Genomic DNA, 14,128 nt, shown 5'->3' on the forward strand with positions numbered 1-14,128 from the left:
TGCGCGTACACGTGGACGCGCGGCGCTCCAGGAAAGACAAGCTTCTGGGAGGAAACCATGGCCGATCTAACGCTTAGGGACGTCAAGAAGTCCTACGGCAACCTGAACATCCTTCATGGCATCGACCTCGACATCAAGTCGGGCGAGTTCATCGTCTTCGTCGGCCCCTCGGGCTGCGGCAAGTCGACCTTGCTGCGCTCCATCGCCGGCCTCGAGGAGATCACCTCGGGCGAACTCCACATCGCCGGCGAGCGGGTCAACGACGTGCCGCCGTCCAAGCGCGGCATCGCCATGGTCTTCCAGTCCTACGCGCTCTATCCGCACATGACGGTCTACGACAACATGGCCTTCGGCATGAAGATCGCCAAGGAAAGCAAGGCCGAGATCGACAAGCGGGTGCGTGCCGCGGCCGAGATCCTGCAGCTGACCAAATTTCTCGACCGCCTGCCCAAGGCGATGTCGGGCGGCCAGCGCCAGCGCGTCGCCATCGGCCGCGCCATCGTGCGCAATCCCAAGGTCTTCCTGTTCGACGAGCCGCTTTCCAACCTCGACGCGGCGCTTCGCGTCGCCACCCGCATCGAGATCGCCAAGCTCAAGGAATCGATGCCTCAGACGACGATGATCTACGTCACCCACGACCAGGTCGAGGCGATGACGCTGGCCGACCGCATCGTCGTGCTCAAGGATGGCCGCATTGAGCAGGTCGGCACGCCGATGGAGCTCTACAAGCATCCGGGCAACCTGTTCGTCGCCCAGTTCATCGGCTCGCCGGCCATGAACATCCTGCCGGCCACCATCGATCGCGCCGGCGAGACCAGTCTGGTTTCCCACGTCGCCGGCCGCAAGACGCCAGTGCCGATCGCCACCCCCGCCGAGGCCCAGGGCAAGGCCGTCAGCTTCGGCGTCCGCCCCGAGGATCTCTATGTCGCCACCGGCGACGACTTCCTGTTCGAGGGCATGATCGACTACGTCGAGCAGCTCGGCGAGGTCCAGCTCGTCTATGTCGACATCGGCCGCGGCGACCAGCCGCTGACCGCCAAGCTGCCGGGCAATGTCGAGATCAAGCGCGGCACGGTCATCCGGCTTGCCGCCAGCCCCGACGACCTGCACATCTTCGACGCCGACGGCCGTTCCTACGACCGCCGCCGCACCGCGGTCGCGGCGTAGGTTTTTTTCCCGCGACGACGGCGGCGCAATGGCCTTGGGTTGGCGAAGGCCGTGGCGACAGCCAATCCCCCCCTGGGAGATGTCCGGCCCTTCGACAGGCTCAGGACAGAGGGGGCAAGGGATGAGGCGCTGCCTCTTGCGTTCGTCATCCCAGGGCGGAGCAGGCGCATTGGCGCCGTCGCGGAGACCCTGGGATCTATGCCGTGACCCTTCGCACGTGGAGGCATTTTCCACGGGCAAGCGATTTTTCGCGCGGCCAGCCCTTCATCTGGTCGCGCTTGAGGACCGCCTCATTCCTTCCCACCCCCCTCTGGGCTGCCGCCCATCTCCCCCACAAGGGGGGAGATTGGCAGCTCCGGCGTCTCGCCCGTTTCTGCCGGCTGCTAAGAGTGGCTTTTGCAACGGTGGCGATTGGCAAAGGCCGTGGCGACAGCCAATCTCCCCCCTTGTGGGGGAGATGTCCGGTAGGACAGAGGGGGGTGGGAAGGAATAAGACGTAGAAGGTCTGCCTTCCGCGCACGCCTCGTTTTGTCAGTAACTCTGTCAGCAGACCGCGTGGAGAAATCTTGCCGTTTTTCCACCCCCTCCCAAACCTTCCGTATTCTTGTGCCATCGCCCTTGTCGGGACCTGGTGCGCACCGGGTGTCAGGAAGGGCGGCGGTGACCTCCCGCCACGGCTGCGGTAGCCGTGGCTCCGAGGGCCCGTCGACAGGCCGGCGTCGTCCGGCACGCGCCGCAAATGGCGGGTGCCGAACGGTGCGGAGAAGCCGCGGGTTCAGGCCACGAAAAGACCGTGGGACGGACCTGTGACCGGCCGACCGAGGGACAGACACCGGGCGGGGCGCGCGGTTCGCGCCACGTACAAAACTATCGGAAGGCTCGGCCGCGCGCCCCGCTTCCCGAACTTTTCACCACAATGGCCAGACCGGAAACGGGGCGTGGCAACGGAGACGTGCGAAATGTTGGCAAGCTGCATTCCTTCGCGCCCCCCTCTGGTCCTGAGTCAATCGAAGGGCCGGCCATCTCCCCCACAGGTGGGGAGATCAGCCGTCATCACGACCTTCGCCAACCTTCTACCTTGCAAGACGAGCCAGACGGGTGACGCTGCTAATCTCCCCACCTGTGGGGGGGGTGAGGAGTGGTCGCCGAAGGCGACGAAAAGCCAATTGCTTGGCTTTTCGAACGACGAACGCCGGCAGGCCAGAGGGGGGCAACGTAGGGTGAGGCGTGCGTGACTTTCCCTCCCCCTCGAGGGGAGGGTCGATCCGCGCGGCGGATCGGGGTGGGGTCGCCCGAGGCAACGCGCCGACAATCCTATCTCCAGGCACGGCCCTCGGCGGCGCCTTGGGTGATGTAGTGCTTGCGCGGGTTAATCCCCGAGGCGGCGACATCCGGGTTGAGCCGCAGGTAGTCCTCGTCGCGAAACCCGCGCGGCAGCCGGTGGCCCTTGACCCGCGGCCATTTCAGCAGCTTGTTGCGATAGGGCGTGCCCGGCAGGTAGCCCGGCTGGAAACCGCGCCGGCGGGCGACGAAATTGAAGGACAACTGGTCGCGATAGGACCACTTGCCGACCTCGGCGGCCCAGTCCTCCATCGTGGCGATCACCGAAGGATCGTTGTGCCGCCGCAGGATCACCGTGCCGGTAATAAGGCCGGCTCCGATCGGGTGTCCGTGCGAGCGGTACTGGTCCATCTGGGCATTGATGACGTCCGGGTCGTCGTAGCGCAGGTCGAGCAGGACGGCGGCCTCGTCGTAGATGCAGTTTCGCTCCGGATGGCGGAAGCACAGCATTGGTGCCGGGCTCGCGTCCAGGAGCGCGAAGAAGCGCCTGGACGGGACCTTGGGCTTGACGGTGTTGTCCATGTAGAGGCTCGACGCATACTCGCCCAGGAAGCGGTGGGGCAGATGCTTGATCATCTTCGAGGTGCGGACGGGACCGAGCTCGGCGGAATCGACATATCTGAATTGCCACCGCCTGGACTTGAGCGAGCGGTCGTCCGTGAAGCAGATGAAGTCGGTCGTGCGGTCCGCCCGGAAATGGCGGTCGGCGAACTGCTCCGAATGACCGAACATGCACGTATAGACGACCCGGTGAGGTCGCGCTTGCCGGATGCCCGGCAACCAGCTCAAGAACCGCAGCAAACTTGTTCCCCCGTCCAACGTCGACACGACGTATGGCCTTCCCCGGCTCGAAGCATGGCGCGGGCGCATCGGTTGTGCAAGCGAAACGAGGGCGGCGAGCGGCGCCTCTCTGCGCTGGGGATGAATGGACGGATAATCTTTTGCAACTGGGTGTCATCTGGCACATAGTCGCGCCATGAAGAAGCATGCCCCTGCCCCCGTTCCGACCAAGCCCGACTACGAGAAAGCGCTGCGAAAGGCCGGTATCCGGGTCACCCGTCCGCGCAAGGTGATCCTGACGATCCTGCGCGAGACCGAGGACCATCCCGACGCGCTCGAAATCTTCCGCCGCGCCGAGCAGGTCGACAAGAGCATCTCCCTGTCGACCGTCTATCGCACCATGAAGCTGCTCGAGGCGATGGGCGCGATCTACCGCCACGCCTTCGAGGGTGGGCCGTCGCGATTCGAGCAGGCGGGCGGCGACCATCACGACCACCTCATCGACATCGACACCGGCGACGTCATCGAGTTCCGCTCCGACCGCATCGAGCAGCTGCAGCAGGAGATCGCCCGCCAGCTCGGCTACGACATCGTCCATCACCGGCTCGAACTCTACGGACGCCGGCGCCGCTAGAAGTGGAACGCACGGCGAGTTGATCGAGGTCCGGCAACCGCGCGTGGCCTCGCGAGTTGACCTCCGCCGGCAAGCCGGTCAATCATCCGCGCCGATCCATTCGCAACATCGAAGGCAGGAAGAGAGACCATGGAAAAGGCCGAAATCGGATTGATCGGGCTGGGCACGATGGGCTCGAACCTGGCGCTGAACATCGCCGAAAAAGGCCACCGCATCGCCGTCTACAACCGCACGCCGGCGCGCACCCAGGCCTTCATCGAAAATGCCGGCGCGCTGCGCGACATGATCGTGCCCTGCGCCTCCATCGCCGAGCTGGCCGGGGCGATCCGGCCGCCGCGGCCGGTCATCATCATGGTGGTCGCCGGCAGTCCGGTCGACGAGCAGATCGCCGCCCTGCGTGGCGTGCTTTCGGCCAACGACATCATCATCGATGCCGGTAACGCCAATTTCCGCGACACCCGCCGCCGCTTCGGCGAGCTCGAAGGCACCGGCCTCACCTTCATCGGCATGGGCGTGTCGGGCGGCGAGGAGGGCGCGCGCCACGGTCCCTCGATCATGGTCGGCGGCACACAGGACTCGTGGAAGCGCGTCGAGGGCGTGCTCACCGCGATCTCGGCCAAGTACAAGGGCGAGCCCTGCGCCGCCTGGCTCGGGCCGGACGGCGCCGGCCACTTCGTCAAGACCGTCCACAACGGCATCGAATATGCCGACATGCAGATGATCGCCGAGATCTACGGCGTGCTGCGCGACGGCCTCGGCATGGCGCCCAGGGAGATCGCGCCGATCTTCGCGGGATGGAACAAGGGCCGGCTCGAATCCTACCTGATCGAGATCACCGCCAGCGTGCTTGCCGCCGACGATCCGAAGACCGGCCGTCCCGTGGTCGACATCATCCTCGACCGCGCCGGCCAGAAAGGCACCGGCAAGTGGTCGGTGATCGAGGCCCAGCAGCTCGGCATTCCGGCGACCGCGATCGAGGCGGCGGTGGCGGCACGCGTGCTGTCGTCGATGAAGGGCGAGCGGCTGGCGGCGGAAAAGGCCTATGGCGCCAACACGGCCAGGTTCTCGGGCGCCAAGGGCGACCTTCTGGGTGATCTGGAACTCGCGCTCTTCGCCGGCAAGATAGCCGCCTATGCGCAGGGCTTCGCCGTCATGGCCGGCGCCTCGAAGGAGTTCGGCTGGAACCTGCCGATGCCGACCATCGCCAAGATCTGGCGCGCCGGCTGCATCATCCGCTCGCAGTTCCTCGACACCATCGCCGAGGCCTTCGGCAAGGCCGACCAGCCGACCAACCTGCTCATGGCGCCGGCCTTCGTCGACATGATGGGCAAGGCGCATCCCTCGCTCCGCCGCATCGTTGCCCGCGCCGCCGAGGCGGGGCTGCCGGTGCCGGCGCTGTCGTCGGCGCTCGCCTATTTCGACGGCTACCGACAGGGCCGCGGCACCTCGGATCTGATCCAGGCGCAACGCGACTTCTTCGGCGCGCACGGCTTCGAGCGCATCGACGCGCCCGGCGCCCACCATGGCCCGTGGGGCGATCAAGGCTAGGAAGCACGGGAGCGGCGGGCGCATGGACTGGTCGTTTCAACTCTACAGCGCCCGCAACTTCCAGCCCTGGGAGGACGTGCTGAAGACGCTCGCCTCCCTCGGCTATCGTCAGGTCGAGGGTTTTGGCGTGGTCTACGACGACCCGGCGGCGTTCCGCGCCCTGCTCGATGAGAACGGCCTCGCCATGCCGAGCGGCCATTTCGGCATCGACCTTCTGGAGCAGGATTTCGCCAAGGCCGTCTCGATCGCCACGACGCTCGGCATGCAGCTGATCGCCTGTCCCTGGCTGGAGGTGGCCGAGCGCCCGACCGATGCCGACGGCTGGCGCGCCCTCGGCAAGCGCCTCGCAGCTATCGGGAAAAAGGCAAAGGACGCCGGCTTCGGTTTCGCCTGGCACAACCACGATTTCGAGTTTGCGCCGCTTGCCGACGGCTCCGTGCCGCTGCGCCTGATGCTGGAGGCGGCTCCCGACGTCGGCTGCGAGATGGACGTCGCCTGGGTGATCCGCGGCGGCTGCGACCCGCTGCCCTGGATCGACGAATTCGGCTCGCGCATCCTGGCCGTCCACGTCAAGGACATCGCCCCTCACGGCACGGCCCCCGGCGAGGATGGCTGGTGCGATGTCGGCCACGGCAGCGTCGACTGGGCCGGGCTGTTGACCGCCCTGCGCAACCGCACGCCGGCACGCCATTACGTCATGGAGCACGACAATCCGGCTGATTTCGAGCGCTTCGCGCGCCGGTCGATCGAGGCGGCACGGCGGTTCTGAGGGGGAGGGGAAATGGCGAGCCAGCTCGGTGTCGGGGTGATCGGCTGCGGCAACATCTCGAAGACCTACTTTCAACGCGCGCCCGCGTTCAGGGGCATCGAGATGCGCGCCTGCGCCGACATCAACATGGATGCGGCCAAGGCGCGGGCGAAGGAGTTCAAGCTGCGCGCCGAGACGGTCGACGACCTGCTCGCGGCCAAGGACATCGACATCGTCGTCAACCTGACGGTGCCGATGGTGCATTACGACGTGTCGAAGCGGGCGATCGAGGCGGGCAAGCACGTCTATTCGGAAAAGCCGTTCGTGCTGGCGATCGAGGACGGGCTCGACCTCAAGAAGCGGGCCGACAGGAAGGGCCTGCGCATCGGCTCGGCGCCCGACACCTTTCTCGGCGGCTCGCACCAGCTGGCGCGCCATCTGATCGACACGGGCAAGCTCGGCAAGATCACCTCGGGCACCTGCCATGTGATGAGCCATGGCATGGAGCACTGGCACCCCAACCCCGACTTCTTCTTCCAGCCGGGCGGCGGGCCGATCCTCGACCTCGGGCCCTACTACATCGCCAACCTCGTCCAGCTGGTCGGCCCGGTTGCCCGCGTCGCCGCACTGTCGTCGATCCCGGCCAAGGAGCGCACGATCTCGTCCAAGCCGCGCGCGGGTGAAAAGATCCCGGTGACGACGCCGACGACCATCCTGGCGCTGATGGAGTTCGAAGGCGGGGCCGTCTTCACCTTCAACGCCAGCTGGGATGTCTGGGACCACGGCCACGCGCCGATGGAGCTCTATGGCGAGGCAGGCTCGCTGCACATGCCCGACCCCAACTTCTTCGGCGGCGAGCTTCGCTACACCAGGGGCGGCAAGCCGGCCAAGACGCCGCCGAGGTGGGATCACCCCTTCGGCGTGCCCAATGAGAATCATCCGGAAGGCATGATGGCCAATTACCGCACGGCCGGCCTCGCCGACATGGCGCTGGCGATCATGCAGGGTCGGCCGCACCGCTGCTCGCTGGAGCTGGCGAACCACGTCATCGACGTCATGACCGGCATGCTGAAGTCGGGCGAGACGAAGAAATTCGTCGAGATGCAGACCACCTGCGAGCAGCCCGCGCCGCTCGGGCCTGCGGCGGCGAAGGGGTTGCTGACCAAGTAGCTGCTGGCAAGTTGTGCCCCCCATTACCCCCACCCCCAGCCCCTCCCCACAAGGGGGAGGGGACCTGCTCGCCGCCCTTGCCGCCAAAAATTGCCGGCGGTTGGCGCATGACGGCCGTGCCACAAAGCCCCCCTCCCCCTTGTGGGGAGGGGTCAGGGGTGGGGGTGTCTTCGCATATTGCTGTCCGTTCAGCCCCCGTGCTGGTCGGCTGAGCCGAGGTGGGGGAGTGACAGGTGGTAGTGCAACCAAGTATCTAGGCATGCGAAGCGCCATTGCTGGGCACCCCACCCCGTTTCGCATGTCGCGCACCGACATGCCTCACGACCCTCTCCACAAGGGGGAGGGTAGCGCGTCGGCGCGACGAACAATTCGAGGACCTGATATGTCTTACGTGCCCGCCCCGAACCGTTACGAGAACATGGTCTACAACCGCTGCGGCAGGTCGGGGCTGAAGCTGCCGGCGATCTCGCTCGGCCTGTGGCACAATTTCGGCGAGGACACGCCGCACGCGACCAAGCGCGCCATCTGCCGGAAGGCCTTCGACCTCGGCATCACCCATTTCGACCTCGCCAACAATTACGGCCCGCCGCCCGGTTCGGCCGAGACCGCTTTCGGCGAGATACTGCGCACCGACTTCGCCGGTCTGCGCGACGAGATGATCGTCTCGACCAAGGCCGGCTACGACATGTGGCCCGGGCCCTACGGCGAGTGGGGCAGCCGCAAATATGTGCTGGCGAGCCTCGACCAGAGCCTGAAGCGCATGGGTCTCGACTATGTCGACATCTTCTACTCGCACCGCTTCGACCCGGACACTCCGCTCAAAGAGACGATGGGCGCGCTCGACCATGCCGTGCGCTCGGGCAAGGCGCTCTATGCCGGCATCTCGTCCTACAACGCCCAGCGCACCCGCGAGGCGGCCGACATATTGCGCCAGCTCGGCACGCCCTGCCTGATCCACCAGCCAAGCTATTCGATGATCAACCGCTGGGTCGAGGACGACGGCCTGCTCGACGCGCTCGACGGTCTCGGCATCGGCTCGATCGTGTTCTCGCCGCTGGCGCAGGGCATGCTCACCGGCAAGTATCTGCAAGGCGTGCCGGAAGGCAGCCGTGCAGCGCAGGGCAAGTCGCTGCGCCCGGCCTTCCTCAATGACAGGAACCTCGCCAACATCCGTGCGCTGAACGCCATTGCCGAGCGGCGCGGCCAGACCCTGGCGCAGATGGCGCTGGCCTGGGTGCTGCGCGGCGGGCGGGTCACCTCGGCGCTGATCGGCGCCAGCCGTCCCGAGCAGGTCGAGGATTGCGTCGGCGCGCTGAAGAACCTCGCCTTCAGCGAGGCCGAGCTCGCCGAGATCGACGGCTATGCCCGCGAGGCCGACATCAACCTCTGGGCCCGTTCGTCCGAGCGCGAAGGCCCGGCGCGGCAGAAGAAATAGGCCGGCCGTCGTCCTGACGATTGCAGGCGGCGAGCGGCGTCGCCTGCAGGCTGTGGATCGGGAGCCGGCCGGGCTCCGAGATTGTCTTTGCTTGCCGGACGCGCTAGCAAAACCTCGAGCCAATCGCCACATTTGGGGCGGTGCGATAGCGCGGGAGGCTGGGCTTCCCGCGAGGAAAGGTTAGGCGCAGGAATGGCGGCGCGCGTTACGCTGACGAAGAACCAGCAGAAGGTCCTGGAAAAGCTCGAGGCCGCGAGCGGCCCGCTCAGCGCCTACATGCTGCTCGACCAGTTGCGCGACGAGGGCTTCCGCGCGCCGCTGCAGGTCTATCGCGCCCTCGAAGTGCTGGTGAAGGACGGCTTCGTCCACCGCCTCGAAAGCCTCAACGCCTTCGTCGCCTGCTCGGAGCCGCACGACCACGCCCATCACGACCACAGCATGACGGCGTTCGCCATCTGCGACACCTGCGGCCAGGTCACCGAGATCTCTGACGAGCTGATCGGCAAGCGCCTCGACGATTGGGTCGGCTCGACCGGCTTCGTCGCCAAGAAGGCGGTGATCGAGTTCCGCGGCATCTGCGCCAAATGCGCAGCACTCGCCGCCTGATCAATTAAACACTGCGTTTAATTGATGCGTCGATATGGGGCATCGACTATAGCAAGCTATCGCGAATTCAGGGCAAATGCCGGCTGTTCGAACCAGCGCCGGCGTTGGAGTAGCCCGCCCTATCGCCGCGACGTCAGTGCGAAAGAGGCGAGCGTCGACGCATCCGACGACGTCGCGAACTCCACCTCAATGCGCCTCGTCCCAACTATCGGCGCCGTGCGCATCTACATGCAGCGGCACCGACATCGACACGGCGGGCATTGCGGCATTTTCCATGACGTGGCGGACGACCGGGATCGTCGCCTGGACCTCGCTTTCGACCGTCTCGAAGATCAGTTCGTCGTGCACCTGCAGCAGCATGCGTGCCGAGAGCTTCGCCTCGGCGAGCGCGCCTTCCATGTGGATCATGGCGCGGCGGATGATGTCGGCGGCCGTGCCCTGCAGGCGGGCGTTGATCGAGGCGCGTTCGTTGAAGGCACGCACCGAAGGGTTGGGCGAACGGATTTCGGGATAGTGGATGCGGCGGCCGAAGATGGTTTCCACATAACCCTTGTCGCGGCATGACGCCTTGGTCTCGTCCATATAGGCGCGGATGCCCGGAAATCGCTCGAAATACTTCTTGATGTAGTCCGAGGCTTCCTCGCGCGGGATCGACAGCTGGTTGGCGAGGCCGAAGGCCGAGATGCCGTAGATGATGCCGAAGTTGATCGCCTTGGCGCGGCGGCGCACCTCGGACGGCATGCCCTCGACCGGCACCGAGAACATCTCGGAGGCCGTCATCGCATGGATGTCGACACCATCGGCGAAGGCCTGCTTGAGCTGGGCGATGTCGGCGACATGGGCGAGCACGCGCAGTTCGATCTGGCTGTAGTCGGCCGAGATCAGCTTGTTGCCCTTGTCGGCGATGAAGGCGGTGCGGATCTTGCGGCCTTCGGCGGTGCGGATCGGGATGTTCTGCAGGTTCGGGTCCGACGACGACAGCCGGCCGGTGGTCGTGGCAGCGAGCGCATAGGAGGTGTGGACGCGCTTGGTCTCCGGGTTGATGTAGCCGGGCAGCGCGTCGGTGTAGGTGGATTTCAGCTTGGTCAGCTGGCGCCAGTCGACGATCTTGCGTGGCAGCTCGTGGCCCTCGGCGGCGAGGTCTTCCAGCACCTGCGCCGAGGTCGACCACTGGCCGGTCTTGGTCTTGGTGCCGCCGGGCAGGCCCATGCGGCCGAACAGGATGTCGCCGAGCTGCTTGGGCGAGCCGATGTTGAAGCGTTCGCCGGCAAGCGTGTTGATCTCGTCTTCGAGGCGTGCGGCCCCCTGTGCGAGTTCGCCCGACAGCCGCGACAGGATCTGCCGGTCGACGGAAATCCCGCGCTGCTCCATATGCGCAAGCACCGGCACCAGCGGCCGCTCCAGCCGCTCGTAGACCGAGACGAGGCCCTTGGCGGCGAGGCGCGGCTTGAGCACCTGCCAGAGGCGCAGCGTCACGTCTGCATCCTCGCTCGCATAGGCGGTGGCCCTGTCGATGTCGACCTGGTCGAAGCCGACGAAGCTCTTGCCCGAACCGGCGATGTCCTTGAACGGGATCGGCGTATGGCCGAGCCACTTCTCCGACAGGGAATCCATGCCGTGGCCGCCATTGGTGCCGCCGTCGAGCACGTAGGAAATGAGCATCGTGTCGTCGAAGGACTTCACGTCGACGCCGTAGCGGTTCATCACCACGAGGTCGTATTTGAGGTTCTGCGCGACCTTGAGAACCGAGGCGTCCTCGAGCAGCGGCTTGAGGACGGCGATCGCTTCGCGCACCGGGATCTGGTTGTCGACCAGCCCGCCCCCGAGCAGGTCGCCTCGCCCGCTTTTGTGGCCGAGCGGCACATAGGCGGCGCGGCCCGGCGCGGTCGCCAGCGAAAAGCCGACGAGCTCGGCCTGCATCGGGTCGAGCGAGGTGGTCTCGGTGTCGAAGGCGACGACGCCGGCCTCGGTCGCCTCGGCGATCCAGCCTTTCAGCGTGGCGAGGTCGCGGACAGTGACATAGGCGCCGTGGTCGAACCTCTGGGCCGGCGCGGCCTCGGCGAGCTTCGCGGCGAGGGCTGCGGGAGTGTCGCCGGTCTCACCCTCCCCCTTGTGGGGAGGGTCGGCGCGTAGCGCCGGGGTGGGGGTGCCGGTGGCGACATTGCCACCCCCACCCGCGCCTTCGCTTTGCTCGGGTTTGCGACCTCCCCACAAGGGGGAGGTAGGGGCACCCGAACCGACATCCGGGCCGTGCGCATCCGCGCCGCGCTCGACCGACACCGAAGCCGCCTCGACCTCGCCGGCATCCGTGCCGGTGGCCTCGGCGACGCGACGGGTCAGCGTGGTGAACTCCATCGCCTTGAGGAAGGCGATCAGCCGAGGACCGTTCGGCGGCTGCAGCGAGAACGTGTCCAGGCCGTCGCCGACGGCCACGTCGTTCTTGAGCCGCACCAGCTCGCGCGAGATGCGGGCCTTGTCGGCATTGTCGATGATCGACTGGCGGCGCTTGTCCTGCTTGATCTCGGAGGCGCGGGCGAGCAGCGTGTCGAGATCGCCGAATTGTTCGAGCAGCTGCGCGGCGGTCTTCGGGCCGATGCCGGGCACGCCCGGCACGTTGTCGATGGAATCGCCCGTCAGCGACTGCAGGTCGATCATCTTTTCCGGCGGCACGCCCCACTTCTCGATGACTTCGGGGATGTTGATCTGGCGGTCCTTCATCGGGTCGTACATCGACACGGTCGGGCCGACCAGCTGCATCAGGTCCTTGTCGGAGGAGATGATGGTGGTGTCGCCGCCGGCCTCGCGGGCAAGGCGGGCATAGGTGGCGATCAGGTCGTCGGCTTCGAAGCCCTCCATCTCGATGCAGGGCAGGTCGAAGGCGCGCGTCGCATGGCGGATCAGTCCGAATTGCGGGACCAGGTCCTCCGGCGGGGCCGAGCGGTTGGCCTTGTATTCGGGATAGAGCTCGTTGCGGAAGGTCTTCGAGGAATAGTCGAAGATGACGGCGAAGTGGGTGGGCGTGACGCCGACGTCGGTGTTGCGCGCGTCCTGCATCAGCTTCCACACCATGTTGCAGAAGCCGAGCACTGCATTGGTGGGCAGCCCGTCGGACTTGCGGGTGAGCGGCGGCAGCGCGTGATAGGCGCGGAAGATGTAGCCGGAGCCGTCGACAAGGAACAGATGATCGCCTTTTTTCATGGCGATACGGGTAGCTTGGCGCAGCCGCCCTGTCCATGGCGAAGGCGGCTCTGCCGCCGACTGCTGACAAGTCGTTGGCCGGTGTTGGGCGGCAGGCCTCTAGAGGGGAGCAAATCGCTTGGAAATGGTCTCCGCGCCTTCCCGATAATCGGTGAAGCCGATGCCCTCGTAGAAGGCCTGGCCGACGGTGTTTTCCCTGCGAATTGTCGCGTCGATGAAGCTGACGCCCGCCTTTTTCGCGGCTTCCACCGTGTTGGCGAACAATGCCCGTCCGGCGCCCTTCTTGTGCACATGTGGATCCACGTAGGTCGCGACAATCCCCCAGCCGGCAGGCAGCCGGTCGCCTGGCCAGTCGGGGTCGGACCATTCGAGTGATTGGAACCCCAAGAGCTGCGACCTCTCCAGCGCCACGAAGCAGCTGATTCCGAGTTTCGGTGAGATGAAATAGTCGATGATGCGATTTTCGTCGAAATGCTCGCGATGCGCCGTCGTCCCTCCGATCTCGATAATCTTGTTCAGGATTCGCGCCATCGCGCTTGCATCTTGCGGCAGGGCCGCTCGGACATGCAGGGGCATGGATTGGTCATTCCACTGTTGGCTTGCCGGATTTGCTGCAAGGTAGGCGGCCCACAGCCGTTCTGCAAAGGGCTGGATTTTCACAACTGACATTGGTCGTCGGCCTGCGGGGTTAGATCCCAGGATCGCCGCACTGTCGGAATGGCTGGCAATCTGCCGATTGTGATCGTCGCCGGCGAGCCGGTCCGAACCGCGCGCCGACCGCGTCGTTTCAATCGAGTTCACCGGGCCGGTTACAGCTTTTGTTCGGCTCAACTGAGCCATTGGGCCGAAGCCATTCACCGATTTGCTGAGCCTGGTGAAGGTCGATGGCCGCTGGCGGATCGCCTCCAAGGTCTTCCATTTCGACCTGCAGTCGAACCGAGGGCACGGCGAGGAAGAGACAGCATGCCGTATGTCGACATCAAGGTCACCCGCGAGAGCGTCACGCGCGAGCAGAAATCGGCCCTGATCAAGGGCGCGACAGGACTTCTCGTAGACATGCTCGGCGAGGACCGGGCCACCACCTTCCTGGTTATTGATGAGGTGGATTTGGAGGTCCGGGGCGTCGGCGGAATGCCGGTGCGGCAATACAGGGACACGCTCCGAAAGGGGTAGGGCAGGCGGGGTGGGCCTCACGGATATGTTACAAAAGTGTAATGTTCGTGCCCTTGAAACGCCATGTTCGGAGGAACAAATATGGGCCATCGGCAGTTTTTGCCGAAGTCCGGTCTCAGGCCCGTCCCCCGCCTATCCGGACCCTGCGGCAGCCTCATCCCCCTCTCCGGGCTGCCGCACCGTTTTGAAAGTGCCGCCGTGGTACCCCTCCACCACGGCGGCTTTTTCATGCGCGCCTTCCGGATGACGCCGCGTCGTCTCCTGGCCCAATCCTGCCGGCTTTGCGTTTCGGGTGCCTGCCGGTAGTTTGCGCCCAGAAGAATCGAAA

The 14,128-nt window shown here is 65.8% G+C and carries 12 protein-coding genes; 9 read left to right on the forward strand and 3 right to left on the reverse strand.

Annotated elements, in window-relative coordinates:
* Positions 1 to 57: 57 nt before the first annotated feature.
* Positions 58 to 1,167, forward strand: a complete 1,110-nt coding sequence (locus tag AmiPiv_RS24135; RefSeq protein WP_340041642.1) for an ABC transporter ATP-binding protein — start codon at positions 58 to 60, stop codon at positions 1,165 to 1,167.
* Positions 1,168 to 2,481: 1,314 nt separating this feature from the next.
* Here the strand turns inward: AmiPiv_RS24135 and AmiPiv_RS24140 are convergent.
* A complete protein-coding gene (locus tag AmiPiv_RS24140; protein ID WP_340041644.1) occupies positions 2,482 to 3,240 on the reverse strand; it encodes a glycosyltransferase domain-containing protein in 759 nt (252 codons plus the stop codon).
* Between the two features lie 244 nt (positions 3,241 to 3,484).
* On the opposite strand from AmiPiv_RS24140, the gene AmiPiv_RS24145 reads away from it, so the two are divergent.
* The 6 genes from AmiPiv_RS24145 to AmiPiv_RS24170 all read left to right on the forward strand — a co-directional run bounded on the left by AmiPiv_RS24145 (position 3,485) and on the right by AmiPiv_RS24170 (position 9,429).
* Complete coding sequence (locus AmiPiv_RS24145; RefSeq protein ID WP_340041646.1) at positions 3,485 to 3,922, forward strand: Fur family transcriptional regulator; 438 nt, start codon at positions 3,485 to 3,487, stop codon at positions 3,920 to 3,922.
* 129 nt (positions 3,923 to 4,051) lie between these two features.
* A complete protein-coding gene (gndA, locus tag AmiPiv_RS24150) occupies positions 4,052 to 5,470 on the forward strand; it encodes an NADP-dependent phosphogluconate dehydrogenase (RefSeq protein ID WP_340041647.1) in 1,419 nt (472 codons plus the stop codon).
* Positions 5,471 to 5,492: 22 nt separating this feature from the next.
* Positions 5,493 to 6,239 (forward strand): sugar phosphate isomerase/epimerase family protein, encoded by a 747-nt coding sequence (locus tag AmiPiv_RS24155; RefSeq protein WP_340041648.1) that lies wholly within the window; start codon positions 5,493 to 5,495, stop codon positions 6,237 to 6,239.
* A gap of 12 nt (positions 6,240 to 6,251) precedes the next feature.
* Positions 6,252 to 7,388 (forward strand): Gfo/Idh/MocA family protein, encoded by a 1,137-nt coding sequence (locus AmiPiv_RS24160; RefSeq protein ID WP_340041649.1) that lies wholly within the window; start codon positions 6,252 to 6,254, stop codon positions 7,386 to 7,388.
* Between the two features lie 382 nt (positions 7,389 to 7,770).
* Positions 7,771 to 8,823 (forward strand): L-glyceraldehyde 3-phosphate reductase, encoded by a 1,053-nt coding sequence (mgrA, locus tag AmiPiv_RS24165; protein WP_340041652.1) that lies wholly within the window; start codon positions 7,771 to 7,773, stop codon positions 8,821 to 8,823.
* A 192-nt stretch (positions 8,824 to 9,015) separates the two neighbouring features.
* Complete coding sequence (locus AmiPiv_RS24170; protein WP_340041654.1) at positions 9,016 to 9,429, forward strand: Fur family transcriptional regulator; 414 nt, start codon at positions 9,016 to 9,018, stop codon at positions 9,427 to 9,429.
* A 186-nt stretch (positions 9,430 to 9,615) separates the two neighbouring features.
* Here AmiPiv_RS24170 and polA read toward each other — a convergent pair whose 3' ends face one another.
* Positions 9,616 to 12,627 (reverse strand): DNA polymerase I, encoded by a 3,012-nt coding sequence (gene polA / locus AmiPiv_RS24175; RefSeq protein ID WP_340041656.1) that lies wholly within the window; start codon positions 12,625 to 12,627, stop codon positions 9,616 to 9,618.
* 99 nt (positions 12,628 to 12,726) lie between these two features.
* Positions 12,727 to 13,536: a GNAT family N-acetyltransferase gene (locus AmiPiv_RS24180; protein WP_340041658.1), complete on the reverse strand. Its 810-nt coding sequence runs from the start codon at positions 13,534 to 13,536 to the stop codon at positions 12,727 to 12,729.
* On the opposite strand from AmiPiv_RS24180, the gene AmiPiv_RS24810 reads away from it, so the two are divergent.
* Positions 13,502 to 13,654, forward strand: coding sequence for a hypothetical protein (locus AmiPiv_RS24810; RefSeq protein ID WP_445206994.1), 153 nt, complete (start codon positions 13,502 to 13,504; stop codon positions 13,652 to 13,654). The genes AmiPiv_RS24180 and AmiPiv_RS24810 overlap by 35 nt on opposite strands.
* A complete protein-coding gene (locus tag AmiPiv_RS24185) occupies positions 13,591 to 13,800 on the forward strand; it encodes a tautomerase family protein (protein WP_340041659.1) in 210 nt (69 codons plus the stop codon). The genes AmiPiv_RS24810 and AmiPiv_RS24185 overlap by 64 nt, the downstream gene beginning before the upstream one ends.
* The last annotated feature ends 328 nt before the right edge of the window (positions 13,801 to 14,128 follow it).

Origin of the sequence: Aminobacter sp. Piv2-1 (assembly GCF_037625995.1) — a bacterium.
Lineage (GTDB): Bacteria > Pseudomonadota > Alphaproteobacteria > Rhizobiales > Rhizobiaceae > Aminobacter.

What these genes read in the sequence shown, in the direction of transcription:
- AmiPiv_RS24160 (WP_340041649.1), top strand. Translation starts at nt 6,252, where the DNA reads ATGGCGAGCCAGCTCGGTGTCGGGGTGATCGGCTGCGGCAACATCTCG.
- gndA (WP_340041647.1), top strand. Translation starts at nt 4,052, where the DNA reads ATGGAAAAGGCCGAAATCGGATTGATCGGGCTGGGCACGATGGGCTCG.
- AmiPiv_RS24155 (WP_340041648.1), top strand. Translation starts at nt 5,493, where the DNA reads ATGGACTGGTCGTTTCAACTCTACAGCGCCCGCAACTTCCAGCCCTGG.
- mgrA (WP_340041652.1), top strand. Translation starts at nt 7,771, where the DNA reads ATGTCTTACGTGCCCGCCCCGAACCGTTACGAGAACATGGTCTACAAC.
- AmiPiv_RS24140 (WP_340041644.1), bottom strand. Translation starts at nt 3,240, where the DNA reads ATGTTCGGTCATTCGGAGCAGTTCGCCGACCGCCATTTCCGGGCGGAC.
- AmiPiv_RS24135 (WP_340041642.1), top strand. Translation starts at nt 58, where the DNA reads ATGGCCGATCTAACGCTTAGGGACGTCAAGAAGTCCTACGGCAACCTG.
- polA (WP_340041656.1), bottom strand. Translation starts at nt 12,627, where the DNA reads ATGAAAAAAGGCGATCATCTGTTCCTTGTCGACGGCTCCGGCTACATC.
- AmiPiv_RS24170 (WP_340041654.1), top strand. Translation starts at nt 9,016, where the DNA reads ATGGCGGCGCGCGTTACGCTGACGAAGAACCAGCAGAAGGTCCTGGAA.
- AmiPiv_RS24145 (WP_340041646.1), top strand. Translation starts at nt 3,485, where the DNA reads ATGAAGAAGCATGCCCCTGCCCCCGTTCCGACCAAGCCCGACTACGAG.
- AmiPiv_RS24185 (WP_340041659.1), top strand. Translation starts at nt 13,591, where the DNA reads ATGCCGTATGTCGACATCAAGGTCACCCGCGAGAGCGTCACGCGCGAG.